The 20432-nt window shown below is 65.1% G+C and carries 17 protein-coding genes; 11 read left to right on the top strand and 6 right to left on the bottom strand.

Going from position 1 to position 20432, the window contains the following annotated elements; genetic code table 11:
- The first annotated feature begins 63 nt into the window (after nucleotides 1–63).
- From JJ959_RS02970 to JJ959_RS02990, 5 genes are all read left to right on the top strand, one after another.
- Nucleotides 64–1248: an ABC transporter substrate-binding protein gene (locus tag JJ959_RS02970; RefSeq protein ID WP_292879774.1), complete on the top strand. Its 1185-nt coding sequence runs from the start codon at nucleotides 64–66 to the stop codon at nucleotides 1246–1248.
- A 117-nt stretch (nucleotides 1249–1365) separates the two neighbouring features.
- Nucleotides 1366–2289, top strand: a complete 924-nt coding sequence (locus JJ959_RS02975; protein ID WP_292879775.1) for a branched-chain amino acid ABC transporter permease — start codon at nucleotides 1366–1368, stop codon at nucleotides 2287–2289.
- Nucleotides 2290–2292: 3 nt separating this feature from the next.
- The gene (locus tag JJ959_RS02980; RefSeq protein WP_292879776.1) at nucleotides 2293–3267 is read left to right on the top strand and encodes a branched-chain amino acid ABC transporter permease; all 975 of its coding nucleotides are present in this window, start codon (nucleotides 2293–2295) and stop codon (nucleotides 3265–3267) included.
- Nucleotides 3264–4016, top strand: a complete 753-nt coding sequence (locus tag JJ959_RS02985) for an ABC transporter ATP-binding protein (protein WP_292879777.1) — start codon at nucleotides 3264–3266, stop codon at nucleotides 4014–4016. Before JJ959_RS02980 ends, JJ959_RS02985 begins: the two co-directional genes overlap by 4 nt.
- The gene (locus JJ959_RS02990; protein WP_292879778.1) at nucleotides 4016–4717 is read left to right on the top strand and encodes an ABC transporter ATP-binding protein; all 702 of its coding nucleotides are present in this window, start codon (nucleotides 4016–4018) and stop codon (nucleotides 4715–4717) included. The genes JJ959_RS02985 and JJ959_RS02990 overlap by 1 nt, the downstream gene beginning before the upstream one ends.
- Before the next feature lie 66 nt (nucleotides 4718–4783).
- On the opposite strand, the gene hemA is transcribed toward JJ959_RS02990, so the two are convergent.
- A complete protein-coding gene (gene hemA / locus JJ959_RS02995; protein WP_292879779.1) occupies nucleotides 4784–5995 on the bottom strand; it encodes a 5-aminolevulinate synthase in 1212 nt (403 codons plus the stop codon).
- 408 nt (nucleotides 5996–6403) lie between these two features.
- Here hemA and leuA point away from each other — a divergent pair, with 408 nt between their 5' ends.
- Nucleotides 6404–8074, top strand: coding sequence for a 2-isopropylmalate synthase (leuA, locus tag JJ959_RS03000; protein ID WP_292879819.1), 1671 nt, complete (start codon nucleotides 6404–6406; stop codon nucleotides 8072–8074).
- 6 nt (nucleotides 8075–8080) lie between these two features.
- Here the strand turns inward: leuA and JJ959_RS03005 are convergent, their stop codons facing one another.
- The gene (locus JJ959_RS03005; RefSeq protein ID WP_292879780.1) at nucleotides 8081–9463 is read right to left on the bottom strand and encodes a DASS family sodium-coupled anion symporter; all 1383 of its coding nucleotides are present in this window, start codon (nucleotides 9461–9463) and stop codon (nucleotides 8081–8083) included.
- Between the two features lie 37 nt (nucleotides 9464–9500).
- Here JJ959_RS03005 and JJ959_RS03010 point away from each other — a divergent pair, with 37 nt between their 5' ends.
- Nucleotides 9501–10391 carry a metallophosphoesterase gene (locus JJ959_RS03010; protein ID WP_292879781.1) on the top strand — a complete coding sequence of 297 codons (891 nt, stop codon included), beginning with the start codon at nucleotides 9501–9503 and terminating at the stop codon, nucleotides 10389–10391.
- Here the strand turns inward: JJ959_RS03010 and JJ959_RS03015 are convergent.
- The gene (locus tag JJ959_RS03015) at nucleotides 10388–11251 is read right to left on the bottom strand and encodes a DMT family transporter (RefSeq protein WP_292879782.1); all 864 of its coding nucleotides are present in this window, start codon (nucleotides 11249–11251) and stop codon (nucleotides 10388–10390) included. The genes JJ959_RS03010 and JJ959_RS03015 overlap by 4 nt on opposite strands.
- A 50-nt stretch (nucleotides 11252–11301) precedes the next feature.
- Nucleotides 11302–11913, bottom strand: a complete 612-nt coding sequence (locus tag JJ959_RS03020) for a LysE family translocator (protein WP_292879783.1) — start codon at nucleotides 11911–11913, stop codon at nucleotides 11302–11304.
- 214 nt (nucleotides 11914–12127) lie between these two features.
- On the opposite strand from JJ959_RS03020, the gene JJ959_RS03025 reads away from it, so the two are divergent.
- Complete coding sequence (locus JJ959_RS03025; RefSeq protein ID WP_292879784.1) at nucleotides 12128–12688, top strand: hypothetical protein; 561 nt, start codon at nucleotides 12128–12130, stop codon at nucleotides 12686–12688.
- A 113-nt stretch (nucleotides 12689–12801) separates the two neighbouring features.
- On the opposite strand, the gene JJ959_RS03030 is transcribed toward JJ959_RS03025, so the two are convergent.
- Together JJ959_RS03030 and JJ959_RS03035 are read right to left on the bottom strand one after the other, a co-directional pair.
- A complete protein-coding gene (locus JJ959_RS03030; RefSeq protein ID WP_292879785.1) occupies nucleotides 12802–13263 on the bottom strand; it encodes an Lrp/AsnC family transcriptional regulator in 462 nt (153 codons plus the stop codon).
- Nucleotides 13260–14510, bottom strand: a complete 1251-nt coding sequence (locus JJ959_RS03035) for an adenylate/guanylate cyclase domain-containing protein (protein ID WP_292879786.1) — start codon at nucleotides 14508–14510, stop codon at nucleotides 13260–13262. The genes JJ959_RS03030 and JJ959_RS03035 overlap by 4 nt, the downstream gene beginning before the upstream one ends.
- A gap of 84 nt (nucleotides 14511–14594) precedes the next feature.
- Between JJ959_RS03035 and JJ959_RS03040 the strand changes: the two genes are divergently transcribed.
- The 3 genes from JJ959_RS03040 (at nucleotide 14595) to JJ959_RS03050 (ending at nucleotide 20419) form a co-directional block, all read left to right on the top strand.
- A complete protein-coding gene (locus JJ959_RS03040) occupies nucleotides 14595–17375 on the top strand; it encodes an ATP-dependent DNA helicase (RefSeq protein WP_292879787.1) in 2781 nt (926 codons plus the stop codon).
- Between the two features lie 73 nt (nucleotides 17376–17448).
- Complete coding sequence (locus JJ959_RS03045; protein WP_292879788.1) at nucleotides 17449–18555, top strand: NAD(P)/FAD-dependent oxidoreductase; 1107 nt, start codon at nucleotides 17449–17451, stop codon at nucleotides 18553–18555.
- 103 nt (nucleotides 18556–18658) lie between these two features.
- On the top strand, nucleotides 18659–20419 hold the full coding sequence (locus JJ959_RS03050; RefSeq protein WP_292879789.1) for an NAD(P)/FAD-dependent oxidoreductase: 1761 nt from the start codon (nucleotides 18659–18661) through the stop codon (nucleotides 20417–20419).
- The last annotated feature ends 13 nt before the right edge of the window (nucleotides 20420–20432 follow it).

Genomic DNA, 20432 nt, shown 5'->3' on the forward strand with positions numbered 1-20432 from the left:
GCACTATGTTGCATATCGGGGGCAGTGGCATCCGTGCCGCATCACTCTGGGAGGCTTAGTAAAATGTACAAAAAGATAACGGCCCTTGCGGCCCTGGGAGCGTTGCTGGCGGCGCCGGCGATGGCGGCCGACAAGGTCAAGATCGGGTTCGTCACGACCATCACGACGCCGGCCGGTGTGATCGGCCAGGACATGGTCGATGCGGTCAATCTCGCGATGGACGACATCGGCGGCAAGATGGGCGGTCTCGATGTCGAACTCATCATCGAGGACGATGCCTTCAATCCGCCGGTCGGCAAGCAGAAGGTCGACAAGCTGGTGAAGCAGGACGATGTCGATTTCGTCGCCGGCTTCATCTGGTCCCACGTCCTGCTGGCCTCGAAAAAGTCGGCGCTGGATGCGGGCAAGTTCCTGATCAGCTCGAACGCCGGTCCGTCGCAGCTCGCCGGCGACCAGTGCGACAAGAACTTCTTCTCCGCGTCCTGGCAGAACGACCAGACGCCGATGGCGATGGGCGAAGTCCTGAACCAGAACGGCGTCAAGTCCGTCTACGTCATGGCGCCGAACTACGCCGCCGGCAAGAACATGATCGCCGGCGTCGAGCGGACCTTCAAAGGCAAGATCGTCGGCCGCGATCTCACCAAGTGGGGCAAGGACGCGCAGCTCGATTTCTCCGCCGAACTCGCCAAGGCGAAAGCCTCCGGCGCGGATGCGCTCTGGGTGTTCTACCCGGGCAAGGCCGGCGGCGCGCTGATCAAGCAGTACGAGCAGGCCGGCCTGCTCGGACAGCTGCCGCTCTATACGGTCTTCACCGTGGACTCGATCGCCCTGCCGAAACTGCAGGAAGGCAACCTGAAAGGCGTGATGGGTTCCCTCAACACCCAGCACTGGGGCCCGGATCTCGACAATCCGCAGAACAAGAAGTTCGTCGAGGGCTTCAAGAAGAAGTACGGCCGTTATCCGTCCTTCTACGCGGCCCAGTCCTACGACACGATGTTCATGATCAAGAGCGCGGTCGAGGCGGTGAACGGCAACCTGGACGACAAGGACGGCATGCGGGCCGCGATGAAAAAGGCCGACTTCCCGTCGACCCGCGGCAAGTTCAGCTTCGGGAACAACCATTTCCCGATCCAGAACTTCTATCTGCGTGAAGTCGTGGCGGATGCGGACGGCGTCTGGACGACCAAGATCGTCAAGACGGTCCTTGAGAACCATCAGGATCCGTACGCAGGTGAGTGCAAGATGTAATCACCCCTGTGGGTGATGCGGGAACCGGCGGAGCGCTCGGCTCCGCCGGTTTCAGTTTCAAGTTTAGGACACGGGCAGCGCAAGACTGCCGTCAAATAAGAGAACAGGGGCGTCCTGGTGGACTGGGGACTTTTTACAATACAGATGCTGAACGGTCTTCAGCTCGGGGTGCTGCTGTTTCTGCTCGCCGCCGGCCTGACCCTGGTCTTTGGCATCATGGACTTCGTCAACCTGGCGCACGGCTCGCTCTACATGATGGGCGCCTATTTCTGCGCCACGCTGACGCAGCTGACGGATTCCTTCCTGCTCGGTGTGGTTCTGGCTCTGCCGCTTACGGCCTTGCTCGGATGGTTGGTCGAGCTGATTGTGGTCCGGGCGCTCTATACCCATGACCATCTGGACCATGTTCTCGCGACCTTCGGATTGATCCTCTGTTTCGATACCGCTGTCGACTACATCTGGGGTCCGACCGGGATGGCGATCCCGCTGCCGGATTTCCTCAACGGTCAGGTCACCCTGTTCGGCGGGCTGGAGTTCCCGGTCTTCCGCCTTGTCATCATCGCATCGGGGCTGCTCGTGGCCGCGCTGCTCTATGTCATGGTCGCGCATACGCGCCTCGGCATGCTGATCCGCGCCGGTGCCTCGAACCGGACCATGGTGATGGCACTCGGGGTCGATATCGGAAAGCTGTTCGCGCTGGTCTTTGCCGTCGGGGCGGCGTTCGCCGGGTTCGCCGGCATGCTGATCGCGCCCATCACGGAAGCCAGCATCGGCATGGGCAACGACATCATCATCGTCGCCTTCGTCGTGATCATCATCGGTGGCATCGGCTCCATCAAGGGCGCCTTCGTCGCCGCCATGATCGTCGGCCTGATCGACACGATGGGCCGGTCCTTCCTCGACCAGTTGCTGAAGGTCTTCATGTCGGCGCAGAACGCGGAAACCTCCGCGCCTGCGCTCTCGGCCATGGCGATCTATATTCTGATGGCGGTGGTCCTCGCATTCCGGCCGCAAGGCCTGTTCCCGCCGAAGGTGCGCTGAGCCATGACCTCTCTGTTTCGCACTGGGCTTCCCGCCTATGCCATGGTCGTCGGGCTGCTGTTCCTGGCAGGGCTTCCCGTCCTTGCCGTGTGGGCCGACAACATCTTCCTTATCGACCTTTACCTGCGGCTCATGATTCTCGCGATTGCCGCGGTCAGCCTGAACCTGATCCTCGGTTATGGCGGCATGGTCAGCTTCGGGCACGCGGCTTATCTCGTGGTCGGTGCCTATGCCGTCGGTATTCCGGCCTATTACGGGATCTATAACGGCTTCCTGCAGTTTGCGATCGCGATTCTCGCCTCGGCGGCGATCGCCCTCGTCACCGGCGCAATCGCGCTCAGGACGAAGGGTGTCTATTTCATCATGATCACCATGGCCTTTGCGCAGATGGTGTTCTTCACCTTCGTCTCGATCGAGGAATATGGCGGCGACGACGGGCTGGTCATCGACACGCGCAGCGAGTTCGGGGGGCTGCTCGATATCAACGATAACTTCACCCTCTATTACTTCGTGCTCGCCTCACTCATTTTGACGCTCGGCCTTGTGCACCGGATCGTGCATTCGCGCTTCGGCATGGTGATCTCGGGCTCGAAGGGCAATGACCGCAGGATGCAGGCGATCGGATTCCCGACCTACCGCTATCGTCTCGCCAGCTATGTGATCTCCGGCGCGATCTGTGGCTACGCGGGCGCTCTGCTCGGCAATTTCACCAATTTCATCACGCCGGAGATGGGCGACTGGGTGCGGTCCGGCGAACTTATCTTCATGGTCGTGCTCGGCGGCGCCGGAAGTCTTTTCGGGCCGGTGCTGGGGACGGCCATGTTCGTGCTGCTTGAGGAATATCTCTCGCGCATCACTCAGTACTGGCACTTCCCGTTCGGCGCGATGCTGATCCTCGTGGTGATTTTCACCCGCGGGGGGATCAACGGCATGTTCCGCTGGCTCGGCGGCCGGATCGGACTGGGAGCGCGGTCATGAGCGGCGCCTTCCTTGAAGTCCGGAATCTCTACAAGAACTATGGCGGGATTGCCGCGACCGACCATGTCGACCTGGATGTGCGGGAGTCCGAACTTCACGCCATCATTGGACCGAACGGTGCCGGCAAGACGACGCTGATCTCGCAGCTTTCGGGCGAGGTGCCGCCCGATGGCGGCAGGATCCGCTTTGCCGGAAGAGACATCACCTCGACCCCGGCCTACAGGCGCTCCCTGCTCGGCCTCGCCCGTTCCTTCCAGATCACCAGCCTGATGCTGGACATGACGGTGCTGGAGAATGTCTCGCTCGCGGTGCAGGCCCATGCGGGGCATTCCTTCCGCTTCTGGAAAGCGGCCCGATCGGAATCCGAACTGGTCGAGCCGGCGATGGAGGCGCTCCGGTCCGTCGGCCTCGGCGAGAGGGCGCATGACGTCGCGCGGGCGATGTCCCATGGCGAACACCGGCAGCTGGAGATCGCCATGGCGCTCGCGACCCGGCCGACCCTGCTGCTGCTCGACGAGCCGATGGCCGGCATGGGCGTCGAGGAGAGCCAGCGCATGGTGGAAATCCTCCGGAACCTCAAGGGCGAGAAGACGATGCTGCTGATCGAGCACGACATGGACGCCGTCTTCACCCTGGCGGACCGGATCTCGGTGCTGGTCTATGGGCGCGTGATCGCGACCGGAACACCGGAAGAGATCCGCAACGACGAGGCCGTGCGCCAGGCCTATCTCGGCGACGAGGTGGCGTGATGCTGAGAGTGGAGTCCATCGAGACCTTCTACGGCGCGAGCCAGGCCCTCTTCGGCATGAGCCTCGATGTCGGCGCCAACGAGGTCGTGACGCTCATGGGCCGCAACGGCATGGGCAAGACCACGACGGTCAATTCCATCATGGGCATCGTCCGCCCGGCGGCCGGCCGCATCACTTTCGAGAATGACGAGATTTCCGACGCGCCGGCGCATCGGATCGCCCAGCACGGGCTCGGCCTTGTGCCGGAGGGGCGTCAGGTCTTCCCGAACCTTTCGGTCCGGGAGAATCTCGTCGCCACGGCGGCGAACCGCTTCGGTGCGCGGGATCCGTGGACGGTGGAACGGGTGCTTTCCATGTTCCCGGAACTGGAGGCACGATTGACCTCGATGGCGAACCTGCTGTCCGGCGGTGAACAGCAGATGCTGGCGATCGGCCGGGCGCTGATGACCAACCCGAAGCTGCTCATTCTTGACGAGGCGACCGAGGGGCTGGCGCCGCTGATCCGCAAGGAGATCTGGCACTGCCTCGAACGGTTGAAGCAGCAGGGGCAGGCGATCCTCGTCATCGACAAGAATATCGACGACCTGAAGCGCATCGCCGACCGGCACTACATCGTCGAGAAGGGCCAGGTCGTCTGGTCGGGGAGCACTGCCGAGCTCGATGAGAATGCTGCGCTGGTGCAGGAAAAGCTCGGGGTTTGATCCTCAGAAAATGGTCGTCATCCCGTGTCAAGCCCGGGATGACGACCTTATTTGGAATAATTGAGCTTAAGCCCGCTTCCGGATCCCAGCTTCCGCGAACATCGGCACCAGGATCTCCACCAGTTCCTCGATCATCGCGTCCGTGTGCTTCGGCGTGGGCGTGAAGCGCAGGCGCTCCGTGCCCTTGTCCACGGTCGGATAGTTGATCGCTGTCACGTAGATATTGTGGTCGTAGAGCAGCCGGTTGGAGAAATCCCGCGCCTTGGCAGGGTCGCCGACCAGCAGAGGCACGATATGGCTCTCCGACGGCATGACCGGCAGGCCGGCATCGGCGAAGGCCTGCTTCAGGCGGGCTGCCTGCTGTTGCTGCATCGCCCGTTCCTGCCCGCTCACCTTCAGGTGCCGGATGCTCGCCGCCGCCGCGGCAGCGGTGATCGGGGGCAGGGAGGTCGTGAATATGAAGCCGGGGGCGACGCTGCGGATATAGTCCAGCACATGCGCCGGTCCGGCGAGATAGCCACCATGGACGCCAACCGCCTTGCCGAGGGTGCCTTCGATCAGGTCGACCTTGTCGAGCACGCCGTCCCGCTCCGCGATCCCGGCGCCGCGCGGGCCGTACATGCCGACCGCGTGCACCTCGTCGAGATAGGTGATGGCATTGAACTCGTGCGCGAGGTCGCAGATCTCCTCGATTTTCCCGATATCGCCGTCCATCGAATAGACGCTCTCGAAGGCGACCATCTTGTGGCTTTCGGGGTCGGCCGCTTCCAGCAGCTCGCGCAGATGCTCGAGATCGTTGTGGCGGAAGATGTGCCGCCGCGCCGTTCCCTTGCGGATGCCCTGGATCATGGAGGCGTGATTCTTCTGGTCGGAGAACACGTCCATGTTCGGCGCCGCGCTGAGCAGGGTCGAAAGGCTCGCTTCGTTGGCGATATAGCCGGAGGTGAAAAGCAGCGCGGCTTCTTTCTGGTGCCAGTCAGCGAGTTCCGCCTCGAGCTCGACATGGTAATGGCTGGTGCCGGAAATGTTCCGTGTGCCGCCGGCGCCGACGCCGGTCTTTTCGACCGCCTCGTGCACCGCGTTTACCAGCACGTCGCTCCCGCCCATGGCCAGATAGTCGTTCGAGCACCAGACGAGAACCTGCTCCACGCGGCCGTCGCGGTAATGCTTGTAGTACGGATATTTGTCCGCCTGCTTCTCCAGATCGGCGAACACGCGATAGCGGTCCTCGGCCTTGATCCGGTTCAGCTTGTCCTGACAGATATCAAAGAGGTTCACGGCCTCTCTCTCCCAACATTGTGCGGTCGTGTTTTCTCGCGTTTTTCGCCTTGGATTAATGATCCAGGTCAATCCGCACGTTCGCAGCTTGACTGATACACCAGTCTTTGACTAGTTTTCGCGCGTTATGTTGACGCACACGGAATTCGGCCTCGCGCTGCGACTTACGATCCCGGCTCTCTAGAGAGACCGGGTCACGTCGCTCGTGTATGCTTGAACCGTGCCGATGCGCTGGGGATGGGCTCCCATCCCGACATCACATTTTCAAGACAAATCATAGCCTTCACGCCTCGTTTCGGGGTAGAGGTTCGGCATCGGGCGCATTCAGGAACGAATTTTGAATGTAACCGCGAGCAGGCGCAGCCGTGGAATGCGCGCCGCTCCGAGGGAGTTGAAGTGATGAACCAGATGCATATCGAGAAATATCAGGCCTATCCGCCGGTCAATCTGCCGGACCGTACCTGGCCGTCGAAAGTGATCGACCACGCGCCCGTATGGTGCAGCGTCGATCTGCGCGACGGCAACCAGGCGCTGGTCGATCCGATGGACAGCGCGCGCAAGCACCGCATGTTCAAGACACTGGTCGAGATGGGCTTCAAGGAGATCGAGGTCGGCTTTCCGAGCGCCTCCGATACCGATTTCAATTTCGTCCGCGAGATCATCGAGGGCGGCCTGATCCCCGACGACGTAACGATCCAGGTCCTGACCCAGGCGCGCGAGCACCTGATCGAGCGCACCATCGAGAGCCTGATGGGCGCCAAGAGCGTCATCGTCCATCTCTACAACTCGACCTCCGAACTGCAGCGCCGCGTCGTCTTCCAGCAGGACCGCGAAGGGGTGAAGCAGATCGCGGTCGAGGGTGCGAAGATGGTCAAGGACCGTCTCGCCCGGCTGGAAGAGGCCGGTACCAAGGTGCGCCTGCAATATTCCCCGGAAAGCTTCACCGGCACCGAGCTGGATTATGCGCTGGAGGTCTGCGAGGCGGTGATGGATGTCTGGCAGCCGACGCCGGATAATCCCGTCATCATCAACCTGCCCTCGACGGTCGAGATGTCGACCCCGAACATCTATGCCGACCAGATCGAGTGGATGCACCGGCATTTCACCCGCCGGGATTCGATCATCCTCTCCGTGCATCCGCACAACGACCGCGGCACCGGCGTCGCGGCGACGGAACTGGCGGTGATGGCCGGAGCCGACCGGGTCGAAGGCACCCTGTTCGGCAATGGCGAGCGGACCGGCAACGTGGATATCGTCACCCTCGGGCTGAACCTGTTCACCCAGGGCGTCGATCCGGAGCTGGATTTCTCCAACATCAACGAGCTGATGGAAGTCGCGGAATACTGCAACCAGCTGCCGATCCATCCGCGTCATCCCTATGCCGGCGAACTGGTGCATACGGCCTTCTCCGGCTCGCATCAGGACGCGATCAACAAGGGCATGCAGGCGATCCGCAAGAGCAACGACCCGCACTGGGAAGTGCCCTATCTGCCGATCGACCCGCAGGATATCGGCCGCAATTACGAGGCCATCATCCGGGTGAACAGCCAGTCCGGGAAGGGCGGCGTCGCCTACCTGCTCGAGACCGACCACAAGATCAAGCTGCCGAAGCCGGCCCAGGCCGACTTCAGCCAGGTGGTGCAGAAGATCACCGACGCGACCGGCAAGGAGATCAACAGCGAGACCATCTGGTCGACCTTCAAGGCTGAATATCTCGACCAGCCGGAAGGCGCCTTCAAACTGGTCTCCTTCTCCTCCAGTCCGATCGAGGGCTCGAACGAGCGGGAGCACATCAAGGCGGTGGTGACCCGCAACGGCGAAAAGCACACGATCGAAAGTGATGGCAACGGCCCGATCTCGGCGTTCGTGAACGCGATGCGGCGGGAGTTCGGTCTCAATTTCCGGCTCAAGGACTATACCGAGCACACCCGCTCGGTCGGCTCCCGCGCCGAGGCGGCGGCTTATATCGAGCTGACGGTTCCGGACGACAAGGGCCGCAGCGTCTTCGGCGTCGGCATCGATACCTCGATCACCATGGCGCCGATCCGCGCCGTGATGAGCGCCGTCAACCGGATCTGACGCCGCTCAGATCAATATCCAGCCGAGCGCGGTCAGTAATATGACCGCGCCGGCATTCATCCAGAGTCCTGCTCGCGCCATGTCGGCGACCTTGAGGCCTCCGGCGCCGAACACAATGGCGTTGGGCGGCGTTGCAACCGGCATCATGAAGGCGCAGCTCGCCGCCAGCGTGACCGGGGCCAGCATCGCCAGGAGCGGCAGGCCGAGCGCCTCCGCCAGTTCCGCGGCGATCGGCAGGAAGGCGGCGGCCGAGGCCGTATTGCTGGCGAGCTCGGTCGCGAAGAGCACGATCCCGGCGCCGAACCCGGCGGCGAGTTCCTGCGGCAGATAGCCGGCCAGCGTCGAGAGACTACCGGCGAGTGCCGCCGCAAGGCCGCTCTCGGTAATTGCGCCGGCGAGCGAAAGTCCGCCTCCGAAAAGCAGCAAAATGCCCCAATGGATTGTGCGCGCCTCGTCCCAGGTCAGCAGCGCGCGCTTTTCGGAGCCGGCCGGAACGGCGAACAGCAGCAGTCCGGCCGCCAGCGCGATCGTCGTGTCGCCGACGCCGGGGAAGTAATCCCCGATGAGCGGCCGGAAAATCCAGGCGAGCGCCGCGGCAGCGAGCAGCAGGGCGACCCGCTTCTCGCGCGTGCTCATCGGTCCCGGATGCGGCAGCGCCTCCGTTTGCAACGCTTCCAGCGGGCCGAAGGCAAGCCGGGTCAGCACCAACCAGGCGAGCGCCAGCATCGCGGCCGAGACCGGCAGACCGATCGAAAGCCATGTCGCGAACCCGAGAGGCATGCCGTAATTGCTGTCGAGAAAGGCCGCCAGCATCGCGTTCGGCGGGGTTCCGATCAGCGTCGCGAGCCCGCCGATGGAGCAGCCATAGGCGACCGCGAGGAGCAGTGCCTTGCGCAGCCGCGACGGTGCGCCGTCCAGCACCGATTGCGCGACCGGCAGCAGCATGATTGCGCTCGCCGTGTTGCTGATCCACATCGAGGGCAGGGCACCGGCCAGCAGGAACCCGGCGACGAGTTGCCGGCTGCCGGTGCCGGTGCGATGCAGGATCGCGGCGGAGAGCCGGGCATGCAGGCCGGAGGCCGTGATCGCCGCGCCGAGCAGAAAGCCGCCGAGAAAGAGAAAGACGACGGGATGCGCGTAGGGCGCTGCGGCCTGATGAAGTTCCGCGATCCCGAGCAACGGGAAGAGCAGGATCGGCAACAGCGCCGTCGCCGGAAGCGGCAGCGCCTCGCCGATCCACCAGACCGCCATCAGCGCCGCGACGGCGACGGTGCGCCAGGCCGGGAGGGAGAGGTTGCCCGGCGGCGGCAGCAGAAGCAGGAGTGCGAATAGCGCGAGGCCGAGCAGCAAGGGGCGCGGACTGACGATATTCGGGTCTGATTGCTGCATTGCGGCCATTTGGTCCCTAGACAGAGAATAGTCATTGTTGCCCAATGGACTGGCGTGTGCCGCCGGTCCGGATGCCGGCGCCGATCATAACCTGCAGGAGCGGCTCCTGAACCCGCAATCTGACATCCAGCGCTACGAATGGCGGCAAGTGCCGCGTCCCGTCGCCAACGGCCACATGGTGATCGCCATCGGTGACGTGCATGGACGGGCGGATCTGATGACCGCGCTCCTCGAGGCTGTCGCGGAGGATGTCGCGCGTCTGAAGCCGGAGCAGGTGACGGCGATCATGCTCGGCGACCTGATCGACCGGGGCCCTAACAGTCTCGAGGTTCTGGGGTTGGCGATGGGAGGGCTCGGTGCTTTCACGAAGCGGCCGGTCAAGGATGTCTGCCTGATCGGGAACCACGATTACTGGCTTCGCCAGGCGGTCGACGGAAGCCTCGAAGACGAGGATCTGCGGTTCTGGGGCGCCAATGGCGGCGAGGCGACCTGGCGCAGCTTCGGCATCACCCGCGTCGTCGGCGCGCGGGACATGATCATGCAGACCCGCCGGCGCCTGCCGGACCCGGTCCTGGAATTCGTCATGTCGATGTCGGTGACCTACCGGGTCGACGATTATCTCTTCGTTCATGCCGGGATCGATCCGCGCCAGCCGCTGAACAACCAGACCCTGAAGACGCTCTGCTGGATCCGCGATCCGTTCCTGCATCCCGAGGTCTGGCCGTTCGAGCTGACCGTCGTGCACGGTCACACGGTGGAATGGAACCATGGCGAGCCGCTGGTTCACCCGCACCGGATCGGCATCGACACGGGCGCTGTGAATACCGGCGTGCTGACCGCGCTGGAGATCAATTCGGGGCAGATGCGTTTCGTCCAGGCCTGGGACGAGCGGGCGCTCGAGGAGGAGCGGCGCCGGCACCACGGCTAACGCCGCAGCACCAGCACGTTGCCGGTCAGGATCATCGCCGTGCCCGCGATCATCAGCGGGCCGAGCACGACGTTCTCGAACAGGATCGACATCGCCAGTGCCACGACCGGGACGGTCGTGAAGGTATAGGCGGCCCGTCCGGAGCCTACCCGGGCCACCAGAGCGAAGAAAATCAGGAAGGCGCCGGCGGACGCGACGATGCCGAGATAGGTGAGGGAGCCGAGATAACGCAGCGTCGGCTCGATGGTGATCTCCATGCCGCCCGCAAGCGCGATGGCGAGGCAGATCCCGGCCCCGCCGAGCCCGCCCCAGAAGTTTACACTATAGGCCGAGATCCCCCGTCGATGGTTGCGGGCGCCGATGATGGTGCCGATCGCGGTCCCGAGCGCGGCGCCAAGCGCCCAGAGCATGCCGCGGATCACCTCGCCGCCCGCCTCGAGCTTCGCGAGGTCCGGGGCGACGATGAGGGCGAGCCCGGCCATGCCGGTCACCATGCCGGCGAGCGCGCGCAGGCTGATGGTCTCCCGGAACAGCAGGAAGGAGATGATGGTGGCGAAGATCGGCGAGGTCGAGAGCGCCAGCGTCGCGACGCCGCTCGGGATGTAATGGGTCGAGGTGTAGAAGCAGATGAAATTGAGCGCGAAGAAGGTCGCGGCATGCACCGCGATCCAGGGCACGTCCTGCCTGTCCAGGCTGAGCCGGGTCCGCGTGGCCAGAATGACGACCAGCATGCACGCCGCCATCAGCAGCATGCGGTAGGCGACGGAGACCGGGACCGGAACGGGTCCGGCCTGAAGCGTCGTCACATAGGCCCCCGTGCCCCAGATCAGGGCGGAGAGCGCGAAGAGGATGAAATGCACGGGGTCCGTCCAATCGGCGGCGGATAGGTCAGCAGACCTATCCTATCGCCTCAACGGGGGATCACGGCAAGGGCAACCGAGACCAGCAGCAGGACCGCCATGGTGATGTTGAAGGCCCGTCCGACCTTCGGCGAGCGGATCAGGTTGGCGAAGATTCCGCCGAACACGAGCCAGCTTCCGTTCACGAACAGCATCACGCAGGTCAGGATCGCGAGTTTGGTGAGCGTATCCCGGATCGGATCGGTCTCGATCAGGATGTTGCCGGCATAGAGCGCGGTGAAGACGGTGTAGGCCTTCACGTTGGTCAGCGCCACGACCAGCCCCGCGCCGAAGCCCGGCGGGTCCGGATCCTCGGTTCCGTGCATGCCCGGCGGCGGTGCGGTCGCGATTCTGTAGGCGAGATAGAGCATGTAGAGCACAGCGGCCATGACCAGCACCGGTCCGACGCCGGGCAGGGCGAGCAGCAGGCCGGTCACGCCGCTGGCGGTCAGGCAGAGCACGGTGAAGACGCCGGCATAGATGCCGAAGAGGAACGGCAGCCCGGCCCTGATGCCGAATGCGGCTCCGTTCGCGGTTATGGCGACGATGGCGGGACCGGGGCTACCCATCAGCGGAAAGGCCATGGCGAGCAGCGCGAGGACGCTGTCGAGCGTCGGAAACATTAAGGGCAGCCCTCCCAAGCCGCGGTATTTTTTGGTATTCTGTTCATTCAGGCACACATGAGAGAAGTGCGGCCGGCCGCATCACACTCACGCCGGTTCGTGTTCAGTGTCCGGCAGTGGCCGGATCTCGATAGAGTGGCCGGGGGCCGTCTCCCGGTCCCTTGCGAACAAGTGCGCGGCCCGTTGGGAGCCGCCAAGGTCAGCGGAGTTCATTTTGATCGTCTTAAACCTGCTCCGGCAGGCAACATCGGTTCTTACCTTTTCCACTTTGCTTTTCATCCATGCGGCCAGTCCGGCCGCGGCCGCCGACACATCGGGATACGATGCCATTTCGACGGCCGAGAAATTATGCCTGCAGCTTCCGGCCTACGATCTCGAGAAGATCTCCGCCGCCGTGGACGAGATCGCAGGCCGCCATGTCAAACCGGAAGTCGGACCGGACACGACGCGCTGGACTCTGTTCGGGCCGGAGGGAAGGAAGCTGGTCCTGCTCCGCGATTCCCGTCCGGGCCGGCTGAAATGCGCCTTTCAGGCGGAGCGCGTGGACTTCAGCGCCGCGGAAAAATGGCTCGACTATGTCTCGGCCGGATTCGCGGCCTCGGTCAACGGAGAGCGTCAGGAAATCGTCAGGAAAAGCGATCCCGGGAAGGGCTCTGGCGCGATCACGACGGTCAAGACCGAGCTCGGGCAGATGTTCTTCGGAATCTGGAGCACGCCGGACGGCGGCGCGGTGACGAGCATGGGACCGCTGAAGGAGTTCATGGCGAACAGGTGAGTGCGCGCCCATTTCTCAGCCGTCATCCCGGCGGACGCCGGGACCCGGGGAGCGAAGTTCGCGCTCTACGATTTCTGGCCCCCGGCCTGCGCCGGGGTGACGATGGTTAAGCATTAAACTGGCAGTACCGCGCTTTCCTTCGGCGATTTCAGTGCGATCACCGTCTGGCTGCGGGTCACCCCCGGCAGCAGCTTGATGCGGTTGGAGATCACGTCCTCCAGCGCGTCGTTCGAGCGGGTCCGGATCTTCAGGAGATAGGACCAGTCGCCGGTCACATGATGGCATTCGAGCACTTCCGGCATCGCCAGCACGGCCTCCAGGAAGGACTCGTTATGCGCGCTCCAGTCGATCAGCACGGAGACATAGGCCAGCACCTCGAGTCCGACGGCAGAAGGCTCCAGCACCGCGCCATAGCCGCGGATCGCGCCCGCGGCCTGCAGCTTCTTCAGCCGCTCGTTCACGGCGGAGACGGAGAGGCCGGCATGGCCGCCGATCTCGGCATATGCGGCACGGCCGTGCCGCTGGATATAGTCGAGGATCGCGCGGTCGGTCTCGTCGAGGCGGGTGTCGGTCATTCGGATGCTTTCAGAGGGTCGGCGGGGGCGTAGAGCGCGCGTTCGCCCTTCACCCCGCGCAGTTCGGTGCGGGTCAGCAGCCGGGTCTTTCCCGGCAACAGGCTGGCGATGGTCTCGGAAAGGATGATGTCGGTGCCGAGCGAGCGGCAAAGGCTTTCCATCCGGCTCGCCTCGTTCACCGCCGGGCCGATCACGGTGAAGTCGAGCCGGTTGCGCGAACCGACATTGCCGAACATGACCTCGCCCAGATGAAGGGCGACGTTGAGCCCCATCGCGGGGCGCTCCAGATCGGCCTCGGTCTCGGCGAGCTCGTCGACCGCCGCGAGCGCCGCCTTCGCCGCCTCCAACGCCTTGCCGGCGGTTTCCGCCTCGCGGCCGGCCTCGAGCGGAAAGATCGCAAGGAAGCCGTCGCCGAGGAATTTCAGCACCTGTCCGCCCGCCGCATGGACCGGCTCCAGCATGACGTCGAAATAGCGGTTGAGAGCGGAGACCATCGCCTCCTTGGAGACAATGTCGCTGACGCTGGTGAAATCGGTCAGGTCCGCGATCATCAGGGCGGCGTTGATGCTCTCTGCCATGCCGCGCCGGATCTCCCCCTTGAGGATCCGACCGCCGACCAGCGGGCCGACATAGGTGTCGAGAAGGTTGCGGGCGATCTCCTGATCGACATGGGCCTGGATCGCCGAGGTGAGGGCGGGGACGATGGTGTCGATCAGCGCGATGTCGCGGTCGGAGAAGCCGTCCGGGTGCCGGCTCGACCAGCGCAGGATGGCGCCGCAGCTCCGTTCGCCCTCCCGGATCAGGCGCAGGGTGTCCCGGCCGCCGAACATGCAGGCGTAATAGTCCGTGAATCCCTCGTCGCGGAATTCGGCGAGCGCCGGAAATTCCAGTTCCGCCTCCGGACCGGTCAGCCGACGGCGCAGCTTCATCGTGCCGGTCGCCATCATGTGGCGCAGCGGGCTCGCCTTCCATTCCTCCGATTCGTCCTTCGAATAGGCGATTTCGTGGCGCAGGCCCGTATCCGGCCTGTTGTCGGCGCGGTCCCAGTCGAACATCAGCGAGCCGGTTTCCGGATGCAGCGTGTACATCGCCACCCGGCAGCGGTCGAGCGGCAGACCGGCGGCGACAAGGCGTTCCGCGGTCGCCGCGACAAGCTGTTCGTTCGGTGCTTTCTCCCACGACTGGTGGACGAGCCACTGGATCAGTTCCATCTCTTTCGGATCCGTCACCGGCCTGTTCTCGTACATCCGTCTTCCCCGCCTCGCCCGGCGACAGAATGCAGGCTCCATGCACTTCTGGCAAACCCGCCGCTGCCTTGATAAAGGGTGGGGATGTCCGATCCTGACCGCCAGATCCGCCTGCCCGACCTGCCGAGCCTCGTGCTCGCGCCCCGCGTCGCGGTCTGGCTCGGCGCGGACGGCGATCTGGAGGAGATTTCGCACGAGGAGGCCGCCGGTCGCCTGCGCGCCGGTCCCTGTATCGTCGCCCATGCAAGATCGATCGTGCGCCGCCTCCGGCTCGACGGTTTCGCGGCGGTGGACGTGCTCGAACTCTTCGCTTTCGTACGGCCCGCCGCCTTCTGCCTGCCGACGCCGCGCGGGCTCGCCCAGGCTCTGATGCTCGCGCCGCCGAAGGACCATGAGGACGAGGCGCTGGTGCTGCGCGACGCGGCAGCGGCTCTGCTCGCCGAACTCGCCGAGCGGGAACGCGACCCGAGCGCCCGGCCGATCGCCGAGACCATGCGCAATTGCGGCTGGGCCTGGGGCGAGGCGGTGCTGCATGCGCTCGGCGCGGGAGAACTTCCACCGCCGGGCCCGGTCAGGCCGAGCGGGCTGCAGGTCTGGCGGCGGCTGGAGGAATGGTCGGAGCATGCGCCGGAACCGCCCGCCGGTAACAAGCCGGTGACGGAAGACGAGGCGCGCGGGCGCCTGAAACAGTTGCTTGGCAGCGATGCCGAGGCGCGGCCGAGCCAGGCAGACTACGCGTCCGCCGCCGCCTTCGCCTTCACCCCGCGGGACGAGGAACGGCGCCCGAACGTGGTGCTGGCGGAAGCGGGGACCGGCGTCGGCAAGACCCTCGGCTATATCGCGCCGGCGAGCGTCTGGGCGGAGAAGAACGAGGGCGCAGTCTGGGTCTCGACCTATACCCGCAACCTGCAGCACCAGATCGACGGCGAGCTCGACCGGCTCTATCCCGACCCGGTCCGGAAGGCGCTGAAGGCGGTGGTGCGCAAGGGGCGGGAGAACTATCTCTGCCTGCTCAATCTCGAGGAGGCGGTGAACACGCTGCCGACCATGCCGCAATACGGCACCGCGCTCGGCCTGATGGCGCGCTGGGCGGAGGCGACGCGGGACGGCGACGTGCAGGGCGGCGACTTCCCGGCCTGGCTTGCCGACCTGCTCGGGCGCGGGCGCACTGTCGGGCTCGCGGACCGGCGCGGCGAATGCATCTATTCCGCCTGCCCGCATTATTCCAAATGCTACATCGAGAAATCGATCCGCCGTGCCCGTCGGGCCGAGATCGTCGTCGCCAACCATGCGCTGGTGATGATCCAGGCGGCGCTTGGTGGGATCGACGACGGCGCGCTGCCGACCCGCTATGTGTTCGACGAGGGGCACCATGTGTTCGATGCGGCGGACAGCGCCTTCTCCGCCCATCTGACGGCGATCGAGACGGTCGAGCTCCGGCGCTGGCTGATCGGCGCCGAGGGGCGGCGCTCGGGGAGGGCGCGGGGGCTGAAGAAACGGGTCGAGGACCTGATCGCCGACGACGAGGAGGCGCTGGAGGCGCTCGAAGCCGCGCTCCATGCCGCCCGCGTGCTGCCGGGCGAGGGCTGGATGACCCGGATCGCGGAGGGCGAGACGCGGGGCGAGACCGAGCGTTTCCTGGCGCTGGTCCGGGCCCAGGTCTATGCCCGCACCGATCATCCCGACAGTCCCTATTCGATGCAGACCGAGACCCATCCGCCTGTCGAGGGCCTGCTGGAGGCCGCGGAAGCGCTGGACGCCGCGCTGGCCCGCATCCTGACGCCGATCAAGCAGCTGAAGAAGCGGCTTGAGGACAGGCTCGACGAGGATGCGGACGAGCTGGAGAGCGCAATCCGGCTGCGTCTCGAGGCGGTCGCGCGCTCCCTGCAGCGCCGCGGCGAAATGACCCTCGGCGCCTGGCGCGACATGCTGAAGGCGCTTGCCCACGAGACACCGGAGGCTTTCGTCGACTGGTTCGAGATCGAGCGCGGCGACGGACGGGACATGGATATCGGCCTGCACCGGCACTGGATCGATCCGGGCCGGCCCTTCGCCGAGACCGTGGTGAAGCAGGCGCAGGGTGTGCTGATGACCTCTGCCACCCTGCGCGACGGCACGGGCGAGGAGTTCCGCGACTGGCAGGCGGCGGAGGAGCGGACCGGAGCGGTCTGGCTGGAGGCGCCGGCGGTGCATGCGGCCGTCGCCTCGCCTTTCGACTATCCGGCGCAGACCCGCGTCTTCATCGTCAACGACGTGCGCAAGGACGACATGGCGCAGGTCGCGTCGGCCTACCGCGAACTCTTCCTCGCCTCGGGCGGCGGCGCGCTCGGCCTCTTCACCGCGATCCAGCGCCTCCGCGAGGTGCACCGGCGGATCTCCGGCGAAATCGACGAAGCGGACCTTCCGCTCTATGCCCAGCATGTCGACGGGCTCGACCTCACCACCCTGATCGATATCTTCCGGGCGGAGGAGAACGCCTGCCTGCTCGGCACCGACGCGGTGCGCGACGGGGTCGACGTGCCGGGCAACTCGCTCCGCCTGATCGTCTTCGACCGGGTGCCATGGCCGCGTCCGGACATCCTCTACAAGGCCCGCCGTTCGGCCTTCGGCGGCGGGAGCTATACCGACATGCTGACACGCCTGAAGCTGAAGCAGGCCTTCGGGCGGCTGGTGCGCCGGGCGGACGATCGGGGCGTCTTCGTGCTGCTTGATCCGATGATGCCGTCGCGGCTGCTCGGGGCCTTTCCGGAAGGCGTCGAGGTGCGCCGCTGCGGGCTCGCCGAGGCGGTACGCGAGACCCGTGGCTTTTTCGGGACGGCACCCGTTCCGGCAGAGCCGATTGACGCGGATGAGGTGCCGTTTTAACCGGTTGGATCAGAATAAAACCGTCATCCCGGCCTTCGCCGGGGTGACGAACTAAGAAGCGCGGAGGATTGAGGTGGCGGAACCGGTAGATGCGGTAGTGGTCGGAGCGGGCGTCGTGGGCCTTGCGGCGGCGCGGGCGCTGGCGATGGCCGGGCGCGACGTCATCGTGCTGGAGCAGCACGACCTGATCGGCTCCGAGACCAGCTCGCGCCATTCCGAGGTCATCCATGCCGGGATCTACTACCCGCCCGGCAGCCTGAAGGCCGAGGTCTGCGTCCGCGGCAAGCATCTGCTCTACGATTTCGTCGAGAGCCACGGCGTGCCCTACAAGAAGCTCGGCAAGCTGATCGTCGCCACTTCCGAGGACCAGATCCCCGCCCTGCAGCAGATCAAGGAGCGGGCGGAGAAGAACGGCGTCCACGATCTCGAATTCCTCTCCCACAACGAGGTGACCGCGCGCGAGCCGGAGCTGCGCTGCGTCACCGCGCTCTGGTCGCCCTCGACCGGGGTGATCGACAGCCACGCCTACATGCTGGCCCTCCAGGGGGACCTGGAAGAGCATGGCGGCATGATCGCCTTCATGGCGCCGCTCGAAGGCGGCAAGGTCACCGAAGACGGCATCGAGCTGCATGTCGGCGGGCTGCACGGGCTGACCATGAAGGCGAAGACGGTTGTGGTCGCGGGCGGCCTGCACAGCCAGACCATCATGCGCCACATCGAGGGTTTCCCCGCGGCGTCGATCCCGCCGCAATATTTCTGCAAGGGGAACTACTACCAGCTGACCGGCTGCTCGGCCCCGTTCAAGAGCCTGATCTATCCGGCCCCGGAAGCGGCCGGGCTCGGCGTGCACCTGACGCTCGATCTCGGCGGCCAGGCCCGGTTCGGCCCGGACGTGGAATGGATCGACGAGATCGACTACGACGTCGACCCGCGCCGCTCCGACAGTTTTTACGCGGCCGTGCGCAAATACTGGCCGGGCCTGCCGGACGACAGCCTGACTCCGGCCTATGCCGGCATCCGCCCGAAGATCCAGGCCCCGGGCGAGGCCGCCGCCGACTACATGATCCAGGGCCCCGGCGACCATGGCGTCGCGGGCCTCGTCAATCTCTACGGCATCGAGTCCCCTGGCCTCACCTCCTCGCTGGCGATCGCGGAGAAGGTGATGGAGAAGCTCGCCTGACGTCGTTCCGTTTCGGCAGCGTGAAATTGCCTTCCACCCGCGTTTACAGCTTTCCCGGCGAGTCCTAGTCTTCCCGGAAAAGAATATAACGGGAGGATGTCCGATGAACCTGATGGCAGACCGTGCCGTCGCGGCGGCGCTGGAAGACTGGCTCGCCGGTTTCAACGCGGCACTGGCGGCAGGCAATGTCGGGAAGCTGGAGACTCTTTTCGAGACGGAGAGCTACTGGCGCGACGTCCTGATCCTCAGCGGGCACCAGCGGACGGTCTCCGGCGGCGCTGCGATCGCGGAACGGCTGGCCGCGGAGGCGCCCCATGAAGGTCTCGGTCCGATCTCCGTCGCCGAGGGACACGAGCCGCCGCGCATCGTCGAGCGGGCGGGCGAGTCCGTGATCGAGGCGATCCTATCCTTCGAGACGGAGAAGGGCGTCGGGCTTGGCCTCGTGCGCCTCAGATATCCGGCCAACATGCCCCGGGCCTGGGTCTTCGCGACCACGCTGGACGACCTGAAGGGCTACGAGGAGGCGCGGATCTTCGAGGAGAAGGACGATCCCGCTTTCAACCCGAAATTCCACGGGCCGAACTGGGCGGACAAACGCGCGGTCGAGCGCGCCTACAAGGACCGTGACCCGGAAGTGCTGATCGTCGGCGGCGGCCATGCCGGGCTGACGGCGGCGGCAAGGCTCGCCCGGCTCGACGTGGACACGCTGGTGGTCGACCGGATGAAGCGGGTCGGGGATAATTGGCGCCTGCGCTATCACGGGCTCCGGCTGCACAATTACATCCACAGCAATCACCTGCCCTATATGCGCTTTCCCGAGGGCTGGCCGACCTACATCCCGAAGGACCGCATCGCCAACTGGCTCGAATCCTATGTCGACGCCATGGACATCAATTTCTGGACCGAGACCAGCTTCGAGGGCGCGGAGTGGGACGATGAGGCCGGCTGCTGGAGTGCGCGCCTCACGCTCGCAGACGGCACCGAGCGCGTCATGCGGCCGCGCCATATCATCATGGCGACCAGCGTCAGCGGCGCGCCTAACATCCCCGAGATCCCGACTCTCGACCGGTTCAAGGGTCCGGTGCTGCATTCGAGCCAGTTCACCGCCGGCAAGGACTGGAAGGGAAAACGCGTCTATATCTTCGGCACCGGCACCAGCGCGCACGACATCGCGCAGGACCTCGAAGGCAACGACGCGGACGTCACCATCATCCAGCGCAGCCCGACCCTGATCGTGAATATCGAGCCGAGCGCGCAGCTCTATGACGGGATCTACTGGGGCGAGGGGCCGAGCCACGAGGACCGCGACCTGATCAATGTCGCGACACCCTTCCCGGTCGTCCGCGTCGCGCACAAGATCATCACCGACAAGGTGAAGGAGATCGACAAGCCGCTGCTCGACGGGCTGGAGAAGGTCGGCTTCCGGCTCGATTTCGGCGAGGGCGGGACCGGCTGGCCGCTGAAATACCGCACCCGCGGCGGCGGCTATTATTTTAATGTCGGCGCCTCGGACCTGATGGCGGCGGGCCGCATCGGCCTGATCCAGTATGCGGATATCGCGCAGTTCGAGGCGGGCGGGCTCAGGATGAAGGACGGCGCGCTGCGCGAGGCCGACCTGATCGTGCTCGCGACCGGCTACAAGGGCCAGGACCATATGACCCGCGTGCTGTTCGGTGACGATGTTGCGGACCGAGTCGGCAAGGTCTGGGACATCGACCCCGAGATCCAGGAGCTCAACAACATGTGGACCCCGACGCCGCAGCCCGGCCTCTGGTACACCGGCGGCAGCTTCGCGCAGGGGCGGATCTATTCGAAATATCTGGCAAGGGCGATCAAGGCGGAGCTGGTGGGGCTACGGTCCTAGCGGCGCTTCTATG

The sequence above is a fragment of the Nisaea sp. genome, from assembly GCF_017640745.1.
Taxonomy (GTDB): Bacteria; Pseudomonadota; Alphaproteobacteria; order Thalassobaculales; family Thalassobaculaceae; genus Nisaea.

Coding starts and splice junctions, on each gene's coding strand:
- JJ959_RS02970 (WP_292879774.1), top strand. CDS start 64: ATGTACAAAAAGATAACGGCCCTTGCGGCCCTGGGAGCGTTGCTGGCG.
- JJ959_RS02980 (WP_292879776.1), top strand. CDS start 2,293: ATGACCTCTCTGTTTCGCACTGGGCTTCCCGCCTATGCCATGGTCGTC.
- JJ959_RS02985 (WP_292879777.1), top strand. CDS start 3,264: ATGAGCGGCGCCTTCCTTGAAGTCCGGAATCTCTACAAGAACTATGGC.
- JJ959_RS02990 (WP_292879778.1), top strand. CDS start 4,016: ATGCTGAGAGTGGAGTCCATCGAGACCTTCTACGGCGCGAGCCAGGCC.
- leuA (WP_292879819.1), top strand. CDS start 6,404: ATGCATATCGAGAAATATCAGGCCTATCCGCCGGTCAATCTGCCGGAC.
- JJ959_RS03005 (WP_292879780.1), bottom strand. CDS start 9,463: ATGCAGCAATCAGACCCGAATATCGTCAGTCCGCGCCCCTTGCTGCTC.
- JJ959_RS03020 (WP_292879783.1), bottom strand. CDS start 11,913: ATGTTTCCGACGCTCGACAGCGTCCTCGCGCTGCTCGCCATGGCCTTT.
- JJ959_RS03030 (WP_292879785.1), bottom strand. CDS start 13,263: ATGACCGACACCCGCCTCGACGAGACCGACCGCGCGATCCTCGACTAT.
- JJ959_RS03035 (WP_292879786.1), bottom strand. CDS start 14,510: ATGTACGAGAACAGGCCGGTGACGGATCCGAAAGAGATGGAACTGATC.
- JJ959_RS03040 (WP_292879787.1), top strand. CDS start 14,595: ATGTCCGATCCTGACCGCCAGATCCGCCTGCCCGACCTGCCGAGCCTC.
- JJ959_RS03050 (WP_292879789.1), top strand. CDS start 18,659: ATGAACCTGATGGCAGACCGTGCCGTCGCGGCGGCGCTGGAAGACTGG.